Here is an 18,065-nt window from a genome sequence, read left to right as displayed (position 1 = left end):
CCATGGCAACCAAAACCTCATCCGTTCTGTTTTCGCGTTTTGCGAGTCTTGAATTCATCGTCGGCGTCGTGCTGACCGGTTGCATCTGTCTGGCGGTGGTTTTCTCCGGCTATCTGTTTCCGGGCGGCGCCAACAAGATTGATCTTCTGGCGCGCCTGACGCCGCCTTTCGTCAATCCGGCCCATGTTTTCGGCACCGATCCGCTGGGGCGTGACGTGCTGGCGCGGGTTATCACAGGCGGCAAGATTTCGCTGTTTGTCGGTTTCGTTTCGGTGATCGGCTCTGTGGTTATCGGCACGATCATGGGGCTCGTCGCAGGTTATTATCGCGGCTTCTGGGACATGGCGCTGATGCGCTTTGTCGATGTTCAGCTGGCCATGCCGTTCATCCTGCTTGCCATCACGGTCATGGCCATTCTGGGCGGCGGACTGTTCAACACCATCATCCTGCTGATCGTCTCGCAATGCGTGCAATATGCGCGACTGGTGCGCGGCTCGGTGCTGTCGCTGCGCGAGCGCGAGTTCATCCTGTCCGCCCGCGCCATAGGTGTGAAGGATTGGCGGATCATCTTCCAGCATCTGCTGCCGAACCTGCTCGGTCCGGTGATCGTGCTGATGACGCTCAATGTGGCCAACAATATTCTGCTGGAATCGAGCCTGACCTTCCTCGGCCTCGGTGTTGATCCGACCATTCCAAGTTGGGGCGGCATGCTGGCCGACGGGCGCACCTATCTCCAGACCGCATGGTGGGTGAGTATTTTCCCGGGCCTCGCCATTCTCTTCACCGTGCTTGGCCTCAATCTTCTTGGCGACTGGCTGCGTGACAGCCTCGACCCAACCGGCAGGACTTCCCGATGAGCGTGCTTTTTGAGAAAACCTATCCGCGCACCGTTCATGCGCTTGTCGAGCACTTTCTGAAACCGGAAATGCGCGGCGCGACGGTGGACGCATGGCTGTTCGATGATCAGCCGAGCCGCTTTGCCGCCGAAACGAAGCTGCGTGAAGCAGGCGTCGAGGCACGGCTGCATTCGGCTTACAAGCCGCTTCTGCATTTCTTTCTGGAGGAAGTGGATGGCTCGGCACTGAAGTCTGCTGCAATCCGCTATCCGCGCCATGACGCCTGCGTACAGAACCGTTTCCTGCTCGAAACCTATCCCTTGTCCGCGTTGCTGCCGAAGGTGGAGGTGACTTTCGCAGCTTCGGGCAATGACGACTTTCATTATGAAGTCGATCTGGCCTTTGCCGATGGTCATAGCGAAAGCCATCGGGTTTTTGCACCGAACCGCGTGCATGTGGATTTTATCGGCGAAACGCTGGTGTCGCCAACCGGCTGGCTGACGGTCACGCAAGGCGGCAAGACGGAAAGTGCACGCTATGAGACATCCTATGAAAAGCTCTTTCATGACACGGTCTCGACCATCGCGACCCATGACTGGAAGCGCGGCGAACCCTATTTCGATGAGCTGAACATCGCGGTCAGCTTGCCAATCACCGACCGCCGCCTGCCTTACGATGAGGAGACGCTGAGCCTCACCGAAGCCATGCATGAGGATATCTATTTCTCGCTGCTCGAGGTTTTCCAGAAAAAGTCGGGTCGCCCGGTTGGCGACCGTGGCTTGCAACCGGGCCAGATCGTGCCGGAAGTCCGTTTTCGCGATGCCGAACCATCCGTCAAAGTGGAAACGCGACCGCTTTCCACCGATGATGCATTGACGGCAGAACAGGTTCTGGAGACAGCGGAAGCGCCGCTTTCCGCCGATCAAATCCGCCGTGAAATCGCCAGACTGGGCGGTGAGCCATTTGAAGCGAAAACCCGTTCTGGCAGAACGGTACGCGCGACTTATCGCAACGGCAGCGATGCCGCGATGATGATCAGCGCCGGTCAGCATGCCAATGAGACGACAGGTGTTGTTGGCGCGTTGCGCGCGGCCAACCGGCTTGCGACGCGCGAGGGCGCGCATTTCACGATCTCCCCGCAGGAAAACCCGGACGGATACGAGATACACAAACGGCTTTGCGCACTTCAGCCGCATCACATGCATCACGCCGCGCGCTATACGGCGCTCGGTGACGATCTGGAATATCGCAGCGGCGAAGGGCTTTACGAAAAGGCCATTCGCGTCGAGGCTGAAAAGCGGACGGACGCGAAACTCCACGTCAATCTGCACGGCTATCCGTCGCATGAATGGACGCGCCCACTCTCCGGCTATGTGCCGCGTTCCTTCGCCATGTGGACGCTGCCGAAGGGCTTTTTCCTGATCATCCGCCACCATGCCTCCTGGGAAAAGGAAGCAGAAGAACTGATCGACCGCGTGACAAAACATCTGGCCGCCATTGACGGCTTGGTTGCCTATAACAACGCGCAGATCAGGCTTTTCGAGCAACATGCAGGCGAAACGGGCTTCCGCATCATCAATGGTTTCCCGTGCCTTGTCGGCGTCGATGATCGCCACACGGTGCCACTGACGCTCATCACCGAATATCCGGATGAGACGATCTATGGCAGCGCGTTCGTCAAAGGCCACACCGCGCAAATGGAAACGGTGCTGGCATGCTACGATGCCTTGCAAGCCTTGTTGCCATCCACGCCGGTTGCTTGATTATCCGGTTCGAAGAGCAAGTTTTATAAAGAAAAAGCGCCGTTTAACGGCGCTTTTTCATTTTTCACATTTGCCGGTCAAGATCAGCCGCTGATGAGCTTCACTTCCATGAAGTCTTCAAGACCCCACTTGCCGCCTTCGCGACCATTACCCGACTGCTTGTATCCGCCGAACGGGCTGCCCGGAGCGCGGGACGTGCCGTTGATCTGGATCATGCCGGCGCGAAGCTTGCGTGCAACGCGCTTGGCGCGTTCCGGGCTGCCGGTCTGGATATAGGCGGCAAGACCGTAAGGCGTGTCATTGGCGATGGCGATGGCTTCTTCTTCCGTTTCAAACGGGATCATGGCCAGCACCGGTCCGAAGATTTCTTCGCGTGCGATGGTCATGTCGTTGTTGACGTCGGCGAAGACAGTCGGCTTGACGAAATCGCCTTCCGTGAAGCCGTCCGGACGGCCCGTGCCGCCAGCAACGAGACGTGCGCCCTCGTCGATGCCCTTCTGGATCAGCTTCTGGACCTTCTCGAACTGGATCGACGAGGAAAGCGGCCCGATATGATCGCCTTCTTCTGCAGGATCGCCGACCTTGGTGCCTTCGGTTACCTTCTTCGCGAATTCGACGGCCTTGTCATAGACCGAGCGCTCAACCAGCATGCGCGTTGGCGCATTGCAGGACTGACCGGTGTTCTCGAAGCAATGGGCAAGGCTGCGCTCGATGGTCTTTTCCAGATCGCTATCGGCAAAGACGATGTTCGGCGACTTGCCGCCGAGTTCGAGCGACACGCGCTTGACGGTCGCTGCGGCAGCGCGGGAAACCGCCGTGCCTGCGCGCGTCGAGCCGGTGAAGGACATCATGTCCACATCCGGGTGCTGCGACAGGGCTTCGCCGACCACCGGGCCTTCACCATTGACGAGGTTGAACACACCCTTTGGCAGACCGGCTGCATCAACGAATTCTGCGAACAGCATTGCCGACATCGGTGCGATTTCAGACGGCTTGAGCACGACCGTGCAGCCGACGGCAATCGCTGGGATGACCTTCAGTGCAATCTGGTTCATCGGCCAGTTCCACGGGGTGATCAGCCCGCAAACGCCGATTGGCTCATGCACGATGGTCTGGTTTGGAAATTTCGGAGAAAGAATTTCTTCGAACTCGAAATTCTCGAAGGCAGCGACAAAAGCCTTGATGTGCGACACGCCGACAGCAGCCTGCGATTCACGCGCAAGCGTAATCGGCGCACCCATTTCGTGCGAAATGGCCTTGGCCATTTCATCCATGCGGGAATCGTAGATTTCAGCGATACGGCGGATATAGGCGATACGCTCCTTCGCAGGCGTTTCGGCCCATGCCGGGAATGCCTTGCGGGCAGCCGCAACCGCGAGATCGATATCGGCAGCCGAGCCGCCCGAGATCACCGCATAGGGCTTTTCATTGGCCGGATTGACGACTTCGATGCTCTTGGCCTCGATTGGAGCCCGCCAGGCGCCGTCGATGTAAAAATCCGTTTTCTGAACCAGGTTCTTCTGAAGCATGGCGCTTTCCTCCGTCGTTTTTTGAATTCCCATATGTTGTTCTGCAAGCCGATCCAAATCGAACCGGCATGCATTTGCGGGCAACCTTAATGCCCGGATATGGCAGCGTCAAAACAGAAGGACGGATGGGATCATCAATTTTTCTTATTCATTATCGTAAGCTTCGACATCGATGCCGAGCGATACGAGGCCTTCCTCGATATAATCACCCAGAAGCGGCGTTCCGATCAGGTATTTTGCCTCGCGCCCGTTATGACGGTCGCTTGCCGTGGACAAGGCCTCGTCCCATTCCTCGGGCGAAAAATCGCCACGTCCAACCCACATCAAGGCAAGCAATTCGATGCGTTGGTCTTCATTCAGGGAGCGGATGGCGGCGAAAAGCTCTTTCCGGGTCGGATTGTCGAGCGAAGCATCGAGAATATCGACGTCTCTGTCGTCACCGGGATTGGAGCCGGAGTCTTCATCCACTGCGGGCACCTGCACGTCATATTCGCGCGCCTTCGCAATGATGAATTCCAGATTGTCCAGACTGTTCGTCAGCTCGACCATCGAATATCTCCGTTACCGGTTTTCTCAGCGTCTTTCTGATTATAGGGCGTCCGCTTCGCGCAGGCGATAGCCAACACCGGTTTCAGTGAGAATATATTGCGGCTGGTCGGGCAGGGCTTCGATCTTTTGGCGAAGCTGGCGCACATAGATGCGCAAATATTGCACATCTGCCGCCGGGCCCCAGACCTGATTGAGAATATATTGATGGGTCAGAACCTTGCCCGCATGCTGCACCAGAAGGCGGAGAATGTCATATTCCTTGGGCGACAGCTTGATGTCGTTGCCATCGACCTTGACGATGCGCCGCACCAGATCAACCGAAAGACCGCCGCTCTGGAAAATCGGCTTTTCGCCTTGCTGTTGCAGCTTGTGACGGAGCGCAACGCGGATGCGAGCCGCAAGTTCGCGCATGCCGAAGGGCTTGGTCACATAATCATCAGCGCCGAGTTCCAGCGCCTTGACGATGCCCACCTCGTCGGTGCGGCTTGAAAGAATGAGGATGGGCAGGCTGCGCCCTTCCTGCCGCCATTGCAGCAAAAGCCGGTGGCCGTCCATGTCCGGCAGACCAAGGTCGAGCAGCACAAGGTCAGGGCTTTCAGCCTCGATCTTCTCCATCGCCTCAGTGGCATTGGCAGCCTCAACGGTCGTGTAACCTTCGGTGGTCAGCCCGACCCGCAGGAGCTTGCGAATCGGCGGTTCGTCATCAACAATCAGCACTTTGACGCTTTGCGTATTCATTGCGTTGTTTCCGTTTCAGCGTCGCCAGATGGTAGCGGCAGTGAGATGACGAAGACCGCGCCAGACCGATTATGGTCGTGGTCGCTACGATTGCGAGCGGCGATAGTGCCGCCCATTGCTTCGACAAAACCGCGCGCGATGGACAGGCCAAGGCCCGTGCCTGCTTGTACGTGATCACCCTTGCGAACGCGGTAGAAACTGTCGAAAATCCGTTCCCGGTCATCGGCAGGAATGCCCGGCCCCTGATCGGCGATCTCCAGAACGAGCCGCGTGCCGCTGATATGCGCTTCAATAGCAATTTCAGAGGCTTCCGGCGCGTATTTCGCGGCATTGTCGAGGAGATTGAACAGAACCTGCTCGAACAAAACCGCATCCAGCCGCAGCATCGGCAGATCGGCGGGCACCGATACGCGAACCGCATGACGCGCAAGAATTTTTGCGGCTCTGTGCAAGGCGGCACCGACGATATCACCGATATAATGCGGAGAGAGGTTCGGCTCCATTGCACCCGCTTCAATGCGGGTCATGTCGAGAAGATTGGCGATGAAGCGATTGAGGCGCTCAGACTGGTCCACGATGGTTTGATAGAGATCGGCCTGATCTTCAGCGGGCAAGGAACCATGATATTCGCGCAATGTGGTCGCGGCGCCCATGATGGCCGCTAGCGGGGTTTTCAGGTCGTGCGAGATCGAGGTCAGAAGTGCGGAGCGCAACTTGTCGGTTTCTGCGGCAAGCCTTGCGCGCTCGACGTCTTCCACCAGCTGCACACGCTCGATGGCGATGGCGGCCTGATCGGCCAGCGCTTCGAACAGTCTTTGCTGTTCGGGCGTGAGTATCGGTCCCTGACGATCATTGTCGAGACCGATAACGCCGACCGAAGTTCGCGCCGTGCGCAGTGGAAGGTAAAGGCGGCGCGCACCGGGCAGCGTATCCGCGCCGCGCCCTGCGGGCAAATTGTGCTCCCAAGCCCAATGGGCAGCGGCGATATCGGCATCGTCGAGTGTATCGTCTGGCGGGTATCCAGCGCGCACCGCGATGCTCTCGCGCTCCGGCAGCAGGATAACCGCACGCACTTTCAGCATGGATGCGATCTGGAATGCCGTTGCCCAAAGCACATCGTCCAGCGAGCCGGTGCCCGCGAGCTTCTTGCTGAAAAGATAGAGATCTTCGGTCATGCGCGCGCGCTGCCGTGCCGATGCTGCCTGACGCTGCACGCGGCTTGCCAGATTGCTGGCTACAAAGCTGACGAGGAGGAAGAAGACGAGGGCCACCACGCTTTCCGGGTCCGCAATGGACAGCGTGTAAAGCGGCGGCAGAAAGAAGAAATTATAGGCAAAGGCGCTGATGATGGAAACGAACAGCGCAGGCCACAGACCAAGCGTAACCGCAACGCCGAGAACGCCGACGACGAAGACCAGCGCTATGCTGCGAACATCGAGAAACTGATCGAGCAGCAGCCCGACGCCATTCGCGGCTGCGACGACTGCCGTGCCGATTGCATAGGGCAGAATTTGCAGGCTTGCCGATGGGGCAGCGGTCTTGACCTTGCGCGCGGTGCTGGCCGCCTCCTGATCTATACCTGCCGTAATGTGCACATCGATGGCGCCTGCCCGGCGGATCAGTTCGTGCCCGACCGAGCCTTCGACAATTTCGCGCCAGCGCGGCTTGGCGGATTTTCCGGCGACCACCTGCGTGAAATTATGCGTGCTGGCATAGCGGATAATGTCTTCCGCCACTGTCTGGCCGGGAATGATGATCGGCTCGCCGCCCAATTGTTCGGCAAGACGCATGGTTGCCGACAGCCGGTCTTTTTCATCCTCCGACATATTGGCAGAGCGCGGCGTTTCAATGTGAATGACCGCCCAGGGCGCGCGCAGCCGGTCGGCCAGACGGCGCGCATAGCGCACGAGAGATGCGCTGCGCGGCCGTTCATCCACGGCAACGAGAATACGGTCGCCCGCCGCCCACGGGCCTTCGATGGCGTGGGCGCGCATATGGGTGAGAAGCTGCTCGTCTACCCGCTGCGCGGTGCGCCGCAGCGCCAGTTCGCGGAGCGCCGTCAGATTGCCGGGCGAAAAATAGTTGCGGATTGCGCGCTTGGCCGTCTTGGGAAGATAGACCTTGCCATCATTGAGTCGTTTGATGAGGTCGCTGGGCGTGAGGTCGATCAGCTCGATATCGTCGGCGCGGTCGATAATGCTGTCCGGCACGGTTTCGCGAACACGAATGCGTGTGATCTGGGCCACCACATCGTTCAGGCTTTCGACATGCTGGATGTTGAGCGTGGTGTAGACATCTATCCCCTGCGCAAGGATTTCCTCCACATCCTGATAGCGCTTGGGGTGACGGCTGCCCGGCGCATTGCTATGGGCGAGTTCATCCACCAGAACCAGCTGCGGACGGCGCGCCAACACCGCGTCAATGTCCATCTCTTCCAGTTCATGGCCGTGATAGGCAACGCTGGCGCGAGGGATGATTTCCAGCCCGTCCACCAAGGCCTCGGTGTCGCGGCGGCCATGGGTTTCGACAACGCCGATCACCATGTCGACGCCATCTGCCTTGCGTGCTCTGCCGGACATCAGCATTTCATAGGTCTTGCCGACACCGGGAGCCGCCCCCAGAAATATCTTGAGGCGGCCACGCGTTTCGCGCTCCGCCTGTTCGAGCAGGGCATCGGGAGAGGGCCGGGTGTTGTCAGCGCGAATGTCGTCCGACATTAATGATAATGCTCCTGCGAAGCGGGCGGCATCGTTTGCGCCGCCCGTATTCTACTTTATTTAGCTGCGGTTCTGTCCAGAACAAGATTGAGTTTCAGGACGTTGACCACAGGTTCACCGAGAAATCCGAGCTCACGGTCTTCCACCTGCTGCTCGACAATGCCACGTAGAGCGGCTTCGCTGATGCCTCGCGCCTTGGCGACACGGGGTATTTGATAAAGGGCGGCTTCCGGCGAAATATGCGGGTCGAGGCCGCTGGCCGAGGTAGTCACGAGGTCGATAGGGATCGCAGTGTCAGGCGTTGCCTGTTTCAAGGTTTCGGCCTCGGTCTTGATCCGCTCGATCAAAGCGGGATTGGTGGGGCCGAGATTGGAGCCGCCCGAGCTGGATGCATCGTAGCCATCCTTGCCTGCGGCGGATGGGCGTCCGTGGAAATAACGGTCGCCGCTAAAATTCTGGCCGATCAACTCAGAACCGATGACCGTTCCGTCCTTCTCGATCAGGCTGCCATTGGCCTGTTGCGGAAAGATTGCCTGAGCAATGCCGGTCATGCCGAGCGGATAGATGAACCCGGTGATCACGGTGAGCGCGACGATCATGACCAATGCGGGACGAAGTTGCTTCAACATGGGTGAAAATCCTTATGCGAGACCAAGGGCAACGATGGCCATATCGATGGCCTTGATGCCGATGAACGGGACGATGACGCCGCCGAGGCCGTAGATGAGCAGGTTGCGCGAGAGCAGGGCGCCTGCGCCAACGGCCTTGTATTTCACGCCTTTCAGCGAAAGCGGGATCAGGGCCACGATGATGAGCGCGTTGAAGATGATGGCCGAGAGAATGGCGCTTTGCGGCGTGGCAAGGTTCATGATGTTCAGCGCGCCGAGCTGCGGATAGAACGTAAGGAACATGGCCGGAATGATCGCGAAATATTTCGCGATATCGTTGGCGATGGAGAAGGTCGTCAGCGCGCCGCGTGTCATCAGGAGCTGCTTGCCGATTTCAACGATCTCGATGAGTTTCGTCGGATCGCTGTCGAGATCGACCATATTGCCTGCCTCGCGGGCAGCCACCGTGCCGGTGTTCATGGCGACACCCACATCGGCCTGTGCAAGCGCTGGCGCATCATTGGTGCCGTCACCGCACATAGCGACGAGTTTGCCCTTAGCCTGTTCCTCGCGGATCAGCGCCAGCTTGTTCTCTGGCGTTGCCTGCGCCAGAAAATCATCCACGCCCGCTTCTGCGGCAATTGCCGCTGCCGTCATGGGGTTGTCACCGGTGATCATCACCGTCCGGATGCCCATGCGCCGCAGTTCGGAAAAGCGCTCGCGAATGCCGCCTTTGACGATATCCTTGAGATGGATGACACCAAGCAGCCTGCCATCCTTGACCACGGCCAGCGGCGTGCCGCCGGATTTTGCAATCGTATCGGCAATGGCTTGCAGTTCGTGGGTGACTTTTTCTTCGGTCGCACGGTTCTGGCCCACATGTTTCAGCACGGCATCCACAGCGCCCTTACGGATGGACGAACCGTCGATATCGACACCGCTCATGCGGCTCTGTGCCGTAAAGGGCACGAAAGTCGCATGCAGGTTCTGCATATCGCGACCGCGAATGGCATATTTCTCCTTGGCCAGAACCACGATGGACCGACCTTCCGGTGTTTCATCGGCAAGCGAGGCCAGCTGCGCGGCGTCGGCCAGTTCCTGTTCGCTGATGCCGGTTACCGGCATGAAGGCGGTTGCCTGACGATTGCCGAGCGTGATCGTGCCCGTTTTGTCGAGAAGCAAAGTGTCGACATCGCCTGCCGCTTCGACCGCCCGGCCCGACATGGCCAGCACATTGAAGCGCACCAGACGGTCCATGCCTGCGATGCCGATGGCCGACAGCAGAGCGCCGATGGTGGTCGGGATCAGCGTTACAAACAAGGCAACCAGCACGATGACCGGGATGTAGCCGCCAGCATAGGTCGCGAAGCTTGGAATTGTCACCACGGCCAGAACGAAGATCAGTGTCATCCCCGCAAGCAGGATGTTGAGCGCGATCTCGTTCGGGGTTTTCTGGCGCTCGGCGCCTTCCACGAGGCTGATCATCTTGTCGATGAAGGTCGAGCCCTGAGCCGCCGTGATGCGCACCCTGATCCAGTCCGACAGGACCTGCGTGCCGCCGGTGACGGCGGAACGGTCGCCACCGGATTCGCGGATGACAGGTGCGGATTCGCCGGTAATGGCGGCTTCATTGACCGAAGCGACACCCTCAATCACCTCGCCATCGGACGGGATGATGTCGCCCGCTTCGACGAGAACCATATCGCCGACCTTGAGGCTGGTTCCGGCGACGGTTTTGTAATCGGTCTTGCTGTCGCCGTTCAGAAGCTTGGCCTGTGTTTCGGTGCGTGTGCGGCGCAGCGATTCCGCCTGTGCCTTGCCGCGCCCTTCGGCAACCGCTTCGGCAAAATTGGCGAACAGCACCGTGAACCAGAGCCACAGCACGATCTGCGATGAAAAGCCGACATTGGCCCCACCGGTCGCGATGTCTTTTGCAAGCAGCACCGTGGTGAGGGCCGAAACGACGGCCACGACGAACATGACCGGGTTTCGGGCAAGGCTTTTCGGATTCAGTTTACGGAAGGCATCGCCAACCGCCGGAATAAGGATGCGGGCATCGAGAATGCTCGCGGATTTGGACTGGCTCATAACGAGGCTCCAGTAGTTTAATGTGCAAACCGGACTGCTTGGCGCGATCCCGCTATTGCCCCACGAGCTGACTCACCAGCCTGACGGCCAGAATGAGCACGACGGCGGCAGCGAGGATCGACAGAATGCAACTCGATGGTTTCAGCATCAGAAGGTCTTTCCTTGGATCAAGGCGAGGTGTTCGGCGATCGGTCCCAGCGCCAGCGCGGGGAAGAAGATCAGCCCGCCGACAACCAGAATGACGCCGATCAGCAAGCCTACGAACAACGGACCATGGGTCGGGAAGGTGCCTGCCGATTGCGGTGCGATTTTCTTGGCGACCAGCGATCCGGCAATGGCCATGGCGGGAACGATGACGAGGAAGCGCCCCATCAGCATGGCAAGGCCGATGGTGATATTGTACCAGGGCGTGTTGCCGGAGAGCCCGCCGAATGCCGAGCCGTTATTGGCGGTGCCCGACGTATAGGCATAGAGGATTTCCGAAAAACCGTGCGGTCCCTGATTGGCAATGGAACTCAAGCCTGCCGGAATGACGGAGGCGATTGCCGTAAAGCCGAGGATCGACAGCGGCAGGCAGAGGACGGCCAGCATCGCCATCTTTACTTCCTTGGCCTCGATCTTCTTGCCCAGATATTCAGGCGTGCGACCGACCATCAGACCAGCCACGAAAATCGCCACGATGACGAACAGGATGATGCCGTAAAAACCTGCGCCGACACCGCCAATGATGATTTCACCGAGCATCATGTTGATCATCGGGATCATGCCGCCAAGCGCCATCATGCTGTCATGCATGGCAATGACCGCGCCACAGGATGCAGCAGTCGTGACCACGGCGAAAAGGGCGGACATGGCGATACCGAAACGGGCTTCCTTGCCTTCCATATTCGCGCCGTCGATGCCGAGCGCGTGGATCAGCGGGTTACCCGCAGCTTCTGCCCAATAGCAGATGGCCACGCCTGCAACGAACAGCACGCCCATGGCCGCAAAGATCGCCCAGCCTTGCTTTTCATTGCCGACCATACGGCCAAAGACATTGGTCAGCGATGCGCCGATAGCGAATATCGCAACCATCTGGATCATGTTGGAGATGGCGTCGGGGTTTTCAAACGGATGTGCGGAGTTGGCGTTGAAGAAGCCGCCGCCATTGGTACCGAGCATCTTGATTGCCAGCTGCGATGCAACCGGCCCAAGCGCAATGACCTGCCGCGCGCCTTCAAGCGTCGTGGCCTGCGCATATGCGCCAAGCGTTTGCGGCACACCAAGCGCGACGAAGGCGAGCGTCATCACGATGCAGATCGGCAGCAGGATATAGAGCGTGCAGCGCGTCAGGTCGACCCAGAAATTACCGAGCGTTTTCATTGATTTGCGCGAGAAAGCTCGGATAAGCGCCATCGCGATTGCCACGCCCGTTGCGGCGGAGACGAAGTTCTGCACCGTCAGTCCGGCCATCTGGGTCAGATAGGACATGGTGCTTTCGCCGCCGTAATTTTGCCAGTTGGTGTTGGTCACGAAACTGGTGGCGGTGTTGAAGGCGAGATCGGCAGGCACATTGCTCATGCCCATGGGGTTGAAGGGCAATACGCCCTGAAACCGCTGCATGGCATAAAGCAGAAGGAATCCGGCCAGATTGAACAGCAGCATGGCGGCGGTGTAGCTCGTCCAGTGCTGCTCCTCGCGTTCGCCTGTGCCCGCAAGACGATATAGCCCGCGTTCGACAGGCACGAAAACCGGCGAGAGGAATGTCCGGTCGCCGTTGAAGACACGCGTTATATAACCGCCAAGCGGCTTTACGAGCAGAATGATGATCCCGCAAAAGACGAGGATCTGTATCCATCCATTGATTGTCATGGTTTTTCCCAAGCCCCTACAGGGCCGCTATTCGTGGGGCCGGTCAGAACCGCTCCGGTCGAATGAGCGCATAAAGAAGATAGATCGCGATGAAGATGGCGACCAAAGCGCCAGCGATGTATTCGATCAGCATGTTACGCCCTCAAAGCTTTTCGCAGACGCGCAGATAGCCGAAGAGCAGAGCGAAGAAGCCGATGCCGATTGCCAGGACGGCGATGTCCATAATGTCGTCCCCTTGCGGGGCTCCCTGTTGTGAAGGCTTTTTGCCATGCAGGGATTATGTGACCTTACGGCATAGGGTTTCGAGACGGGGAAACCGGCCGGGATATAAAAATCTCATATAGAAAACAGGATAACGCGCATTGGTCTTCGTTGAAGACAATACGGCTGAAAATTTCATTGAATCAGTTGGTTGGCGGCCTTATCGGGAGCTACCTCACGATTCAGATCGAAGCGACTGCCCGGCCTGCCGCCCGCCCGGAAAATATACAGCCGCCAAGAAATGTGCCTTCCAGCGCATTGTAGCCGTGATAACCGCCACCGCCGAAACCGGCGGCTTCGCCCGCCGCATAAAGGCCGGGGATCGGCTCGCCATCCTCGCCCAGAACTGCCGACTGGAGATTGGTGTGCAGGCCGCCCAGCGTCTTGCGCGTCAGGATATGCAGCTTGACGGCGATCAGCGGGCCGTTGGCCGGATCGAGCAGCGCATGCAACGGTACGGCGCGCGTCAGCCTGTCACCGATATAGGCACGCGCATTATGGATCGCCATGATCTGCGCGTCCTTCGTGTAACGATTGACCACTTCATGGTCCCGCGCTTCGATCTGGTCGCGAATGCGTCGCACATCGAGCAGTTTTTCGCCGCTCAAAGTGTTCATGCCCGCGACCAACTCTTCTATCGTCTTGGCGGTTATGAAATCCGCGCCGTTGTCGATAAAGGCTTTGACAGGCGGCGGCGGGGCTTTGCCGAGACGGCTTTTCAGCAGCAATTTCCAGCTTTTGCCGGTCAGATCGGGGTTTTGCTCGGAACCAGACAGTGAAAACTCCTTGCGGATGATCTTTTCGGTCAAAATGAACCAGGAATAGTCATAGCCGGTGGAGAGAATGTGCTTGAGTGTGCCGAGCGTATCGAAGCCGGGAAGATAGGGAGCTGGCAGCCGGTTGCCGCGTGCGTCGAACCACATCGACGATGGTCCGGGCAGGATGCGGATGCCATGATTGGGCCAGATCGGGTTCCAGTTGCGCAAACCCTCGGTGTAATGCCACATGCGATCAGCATTGATGACGTGTCCGCCTGCCTCTACCGCCATATCGATGCCGCGCCCGTCCACATAGGCTGGAACGCCCAGCACCATCTCCTTCGGCGGATTGCCAAGCCTCTCGCGCGGCCATGCCCGGCGCACGCGCTCCGGATCGCCGCCAATACCGCCGGACGTTACGATAACGTTGTCAGCGCCAAATGCGAATTCACCAATAACTTCTCGGGAAGATGGCTGACCGCGTTCAGCCGTCGAAGGGGCGAGCACTTCACCGAAAACGCCGGTTATGCGTCCGTTCGCGCTGGTGATCTGACTGACGCGGTGGCGGCATTTCAGCGTGACAAGGCCTTTCGCCATTGCGTCTCGCAGCCGTTGTTCAAATGGGGCTACGACGCCTGGGCCCGTGCCCCATGTGACGTGAAAACGCGGCACCGAGTTGCCATGCCCGTGGGCGAGTGCGCCGCCACGTTCTGCCCAGCCGACAACGGGAAACCAGCGCATGCCGAGGTTGCGCAGCCATGGTCGCATCTCACCGGTCGCGAATTGCAGATAGGCTTCGGCCCATTTCCGGGGCCAAAGATCTTCGGGTCGGTCAAACTGCGCCGAGCCGAACCAGTCTTGTGCGGCGAGGTCGAAACTGTCCTTGATGCCAAGACGGCGCTGCTCCGGGGTATCGATCATGAACAGGCCGCCCAGCGACCAGAAGGCTTGACCGCCGATGGAGTTCTCGCCTTCCTGTTCCAGAAGGATGACGGTTTTGCCCGCGCTGGTCAGTTCGTTCGCTGCGGCCAAACCGGCCAGCCCCGCGCCGATGATGATCGCATCCGCGTCTGCCACTCGCACATCCTCCCCTTACTTTCGCGCACATGGTGGCGGAAGCGAAGGCATCTGGCAAGAACTGCGAAAGCGTCTCAACCAAAGAAATACGGCATGACCCAATCGGCTATCAGCTTGATGGAAAGCCCGAACAGCGTCAGTTGCACGAGCAGGAAGAAGGGCCCATCCGGCAGAAGCCGTGTCAGCTTGGCACCCGCGAAAGTGCCGATCACTGCAGAAGGGATCAGCCAGAGGCCCATCGACAGGTCGAGATTGGAAAACTGCTGCAACTGCCAGTACGGAACGAGCTTCACGGCGTTGACGATGGCAAAGAGGATGGTCGATGTGCCCGCGAAGACGAGCTTTTCCAGATGCTGCGGCAGGACATACATCTGAAACGGCGGCGCACCGGAATGCGATACGAAACTAGTGAGACCGGTGAGAATGCCCCAGAAGGCGCCGCCCGGAATATCGGCCTTGCGGGCCTTCCTGCGATAGCGGGCGCCGATCCAGGCATTGAGGCAGAACAGAATGCCCACCAGCCCGACCAGAAAGCCGATGAAAGTGCTGGATAGATGCGAGCTGAACAGCCAGCCAATGCCGACGCCGACAATGGCTGCTGGCGTGAGGATGGCGAGATTGCGCGCTGAATAATGATGCCGATAAAGGTAGAGCCCGAACATGTCGCTGATGACATAGATCGGCAGTAACAAAGCTGCGGCTGTGACGGGCGAGATGACGAGCGCCATCAGCGGAACGGCGAGCGTTCCGACCGAGGGAAGGCCGCCTTTCGACATGCCAACCAGAAACGCCGCAGTAATAGCGACTGCCAGATACAGGGGTGTATGTTCGATCATGCGTCTGCCGCGGTCAGGGAAGGCTCCGGGCCAGAACGACCCGGAGTATTATGGAAGTGGAATATCGTGGCAGGAAATCAGGCGTGCGCCCATTCCCAATAGAGGCTGCGGGCGCGCTTGGTGACGGCTCCGTATTCAAACTTGCGATCATCAAAGCCGATGATCGGCACAACCTTGCTCATATTGCCGGTCGAGAAGATCTCGTCTGCCTCACGGAAATCCTCAATTTTGAGCGTGGTTTCATGCACGGTTACGCCTGCCGCGCGCAACAGTGCGATGACGCGCTGGCGCGTGATGCCGTTGAGAAAGGTGCCGTTTGGAACCGGCGTAAAGACTTCACTGCCGCGAACCATGAAAATGTTGGAGGTCGCCGTTTCCGCGACATTGCCCAGCACATCGGTCACAATTGCATTGTGAAAGCCCTTGGCCTTGGCTTCGAGCAGCATGCGCCCATTGTTGGGATAGAGGCAGGCCGCCTTGGCGTTGACCGGCATCACTTCCAGATAGGGACGACGGAATGAGGTTGTGGTGATGGTGAAGCCCTTCGGCTCGACCATCGGAATGGCTTCGAGGCACAAGGCGAAATCGGTCGAGGACGCAAGCGGTGCAACCGTGCTGCTGTCGCCTTCTTCGGCCCAGTACATGGGACGAATATAAACATCGGTGCCGGGGGCGAATTTCTTCAAGCCTTCCAGCGCCAGCGCTTCAATATCATTGGCCGAAAGCGTCGGCGCCAGACCGAGCGCACGGGCGGAATCATTGGCGCGGGCCGAATGACGGTCGAGGTCCGGCGTGACGCCTTCGAACAGGCGCGCACCGTCGAACACCGCTGAACCGAGCCAGGTCGCGTGCGAAGCCGCGCCCAGAATCCGCACGTCACCTTCGCGCCACTCGCCCTTGTAATAGGTCCACATTGCCTTCGAGGCATGCTTGTCGGTCATTTTTCACGTCCTTAATTCGTGTGTCTTTCGACTGTAACCCATGGCACCGGCGAGCGTGGATACGCTGTGACTGCTGCTGATCTGTCGGGGAAGGGCGCAGTGGGCCGGTGAATTGTGATATCGTAGGATCGCTTTTTGAAGGAAACAAGCCAGAAGCGGACGACAAGAACAGTTTTTGTAGGGGGATTGCCGTGAAAATGAAAAAGCCAGCCGATATGGCTGGCTTCCGATGCGGTTCTGACCGAAAGGTTTAGAACATCGTGTTTTTATTCTTGGCGGTTTCCGGAACAGCCTGAATGACATCCCAATGCTCGACGATCTTGCCGTTATCAACGCGGAAGATATCCACGATGGCGCGACCTCGGTCCGCTTCATTCATCTTCGACTGGAGATGCAGAAAGACGAGATCGCCATCCGTAGCGCTGCGCACGATGCGCGCGGTGGCCTGGGGATTATCCTTGAAGCGCTGGGTGAAAAAATTCACGAAAGGCGCTTTCCCATCCGGCACGCCAGGATTGTGCTGGATATAATCTTCGGCGAGCACTTCGGAGTATTTCTCCACCTCATGTTTGTTGAAGACACCATCGTAAAATTCGAGCACGATTTTACGGTTGGCTTCCTCTTTGGCAATGTCGCGCGTTTGCTGCGCAAAGGCGGGCGCGGAAACGGCAACTGCGCCGAGGACGGAGGCAAGGCAAGCGGCAATAATGGAGGTTTTCATTGGGGGGAGGCCTCGTTTTTGGGGCTTGTTGGGGAGCTTTACTCTAGGGTGGGTTGGCGATTGGGGAAGACATTACTCCGCACTTCGCCACATGCGGAGAAAGCTTGCGATGGACGTGTCGATCAGCCTTTGATTGACCTCTTCGTCGGGCGTGACCGTACCGAGTAGCAAGCGGGGAAAAAGAAAGCCGCTGATGCTGCCCAGAAAAAGCATGGCCTGAGTTTCCGCGTCGGCTACGTGGAACTCTCCGGCTTCAGTTTTGGCTTGCAAATATTCGGTCAGCTTCTGGAGAACTTGTCCTGTTCGATCCGATCTGAGGCTGGTGCCGATTTCCGGAATATCTTCCACGGCCTGAATCATCGCGCGCAATAGTTTGGCCATTGCGAGATCCAGAAAACTGTCGGCCACAATGCGCGCGATCACCGGCAGGAGAACTTCGGGTGTGGAGTTCCATGGCGCATCATCGAGACGGGTATGAATCTGCTGGCGCAAATCATCGAATGCGGCACGTAAAAGAGTTTGCTTGCTGCCGAAGCGATTGTAGAGTGTCTGGCGCGTAAGACCGGCCTCTGCCGCGACCAGCTCGAGGCTGACTGCAGAGCCATGCTGCGACAGCATTTTACGTGTAGCATCGAGAACCATTTCGGTGCTCACGTTTGTTTTTCTATCCATGCTTTATTGACCCCTCCCATTCCCTCCTCTGCACGCCAAGACTCTGACATTACAGAAGATTAATTTTACTTTACAGTAAAGTAAAATATTATGAAAGCTAATATTTAACATTGCCCCGTG

General features: G+C 58.4%; 16 protein-coding genes. 2 read left to right on the top strand and 14 right to left on the bottom strand.

The window, feature by feature from the left end:
• The first annotated feature begins 2 nt into the window (after positions 1-2).
• Positions 3-857, top strand: coding sequence for an ABC transporter permease (locus QBD01_RS12660; protein WP_280993097.1), 855 nt, complete (start codon positions 3-5; stop codon positions 855-857).
• Positions 854-2,599, top strand: coding sequence for a peptidase M14 (locus QBD01_RS12655; RefSeq protein ID WP_280993096.1), 1,746 nt, complete (start codon positions 854-856; stop codon positions 2,597-2,599). Before QBD01_RS12660 ends, QBD01_RS12655 begins: the two co-directional genes overlap by 4 nt.
• A gap of 83 nt (positions 2,600-2,682) precedes the next feature.
• Here the strand turns inward: QBD01_RS12655 and QBD01_RS12650 are convergent, their stop codons facing one another.
• From QBD01_RS12650 to QBD01_RS12590, 14 genes are all read right to left on the bottom strand, one after another.
• Positions 2,683-4,128: an aldehyde dehydrogenase family protein gene (locus tag QBD01_RS12650; RefSeq protein ID WP_280993095.1), complete on the bottom strand. Its 1,446-nt coding sequence runs from the start codon at positions 4,126-4,128 to the stop codon at positions 2,683-2,685.
• Between the two features lie 144 nt (positions 4,129-4,272).
• On the bottom strand, positions 4,273-4,677 hold the full coding sequence (locus QBD01_RS12645; RefSeq protein ID WP_280993094.1) for a DUF3775 domain-containing protein: 405 nt from the start codon (positions 4,675-4,677) through the stop codon (positions 4,273-4,275).
• A 39-nt stretch (positions 4,678-4,716) separates the two neighbouring features.
• Positions 4,717-5,415 carry a response regulator transcription factor gene (locus QBD01_RS12640; protein WP_280993093.1) on the bottom strand — a complete coding sequence of 233 codons (699 nt, stop codon included), beginning with the start codon at positions 5,413-5,415 and terminating at the stop codon, positions 4,717-4,719.
• Positions 5,412-8,132, bottom strand: a complete 2,721-nt coding sequence (locus tag QBD01_RS12635) for a sensor histidine kinase KdpD (RefSeq protein WP_280993092.1) — start codon at positions 8,130-8,132, stop codon at positions 5,412-5,414. Before QBD01_RS12635 ends, QBD01_RS12640 begins: the two co-directional genes overlap by 4 nt.
• A 56-nt stretch (positions 8,133-8,188) precedes the next feature.
• Positions 8,189-8,761 carry a potassium-transporting ATPase subunit KdpC gene (kdpC, locus tag QBD01_RS12630; protein WP_280993091.1) on the bottom strand — a complete coding sequence of 191 codons (573 nt, stop codon included), beginning with the start codon at positions 8,759-8,761 and terminating at the stop codon, positions 8,189-8,191.
• A gap of 12 nt (positions 8,762-8,773) precedes the next feature.
• On the bottom strand, positions 8,774-10,828 hold the full coding sequence (gene kdpB / locus QBD01_RS12625) for a potassium-transporting ATPase subunit KdpB (RefSeq protein WP_280993090.1): 2,055 nt from the start codon (positions 10,826-10,828) through the stop codon (positions 8,774-8,776).
• 147 nt (positions 10,829-10,975) lie between these two features.
• Positions 10,976-12,679: a potassium-transporting ATPase subunit KdpA gene (kdpA, locus tag QBD01_RS12620; protein ID WP_280993089.1), complete on the bottom strand. Its 1,704-nt coding sequence runs from the start codon at positions 12,677-12,679 to the stop codon at positions 10,976-10,978.
• Positions 12,680-12,722: 43 nt separating this feature from the next.
• Positions 12,723-12,812 (bottom strand): K(+)-transporting ATPase subunit F, encoded by a 90-nt coding sequence (gene kdpF, locus QBD01_RS12615; RefSeq protein ID WP_078336841.1) that lies wholly within the window; start codon positions 12,810-12,812, stop codon positions 12,723-12,725.
• Between the two features lie 310 nt (positions 12,813-13,122).
• Complete coding sequence (locus tag QBD01_RS12610) at positions 13,123-14,775, bottom strand: FAD-binding dehydrogenase (RefSeq protein ID WP_280993088.1); 1,653 nt, start codon at positions 14,773-14,775, stop codon at positions 13,123-13,125.
• A gap of 74 nt (positions 14,776-14,849) precedes the next feature.
• A complete protein-coding gene (locus QBD01_RS12605; protein WP_182519817.1) occupies positions 14,850-15,611 on the bottom strand; it encodes a sulfite exporter TauE/SafE family protein in 762 nt (253 codons plus the stop codon).
• Positions 15,612-15,688: 77 nt separating this feature from the next.
• Positions 15,689-16,552 carry a branched-chain amino acid aminotransferase gene (locus QBD01_RS12600; RefSeq protein ID WP_280993087.1) on the bottom strand — a complete coding sequence of 288 codons (864 nt, stop codon included), beginning with the start codon at positions 16,550-16,552 and terminating at the stop codon, positions 15,689-15,691.
• A gap of 11 nt (positions 16,553-16,563) precedes the next feature.
• Positions 16,564-16,767 (bottom strand): CRISPR-associated protein Cas5, encoded by a 204-nt coding sequence (gene cas5 / locus QBD01_RS25450; RefSeq protein ID WP_392391406.1) that lies wholly within the window; start codon positions 16,765-16,767, stop codon positions 16,564-16,566.
• A gap of 35 nt (positions 16,768-16,802) precedes the next feature.
• A complete protein-coding gene (locus QBD01_RS12595; RefSeq protein WP_280993086.1) occupies positions 16,803-17,273 on the bottom strand; it encodes a nuclear transport factor 2 family protein in 471 nt (156 codons plus the stop codon).
• 72 nt (positions 17,274-17,345) lie between these two features.
• The gene (locus tag QBD01_RS12590) at positions 17,346-17,927 is read right to left on the bottom strand and encodes a TetR/AcrR family transcriptional regulator (RefSeq protein ID WP_280993085.1); all 582 of its coding nucleotides are present in this window, start codon (positions 17,925-17,927) and stop codon (positions 17,346-17,348) included.
• Between the last annotated feature and the right edge of the window lie 138 nt (positions 17,928-18,065).

Origin of the sequence: Ochrobactrum sp. 19YEA23, assembly GCF_029909865.1 — a bacterium.
Lineage (GTDB): Bacteria > Pseudomonadota > Alphaproteobacteria > Rhizobiales > Rhizobiaceae > Brucella > Brucella gambitense.
Note: the sequence above shows the minus strand (reverse complement) of the source record. Positions and strands in the feature narration are given on the sequence as shown.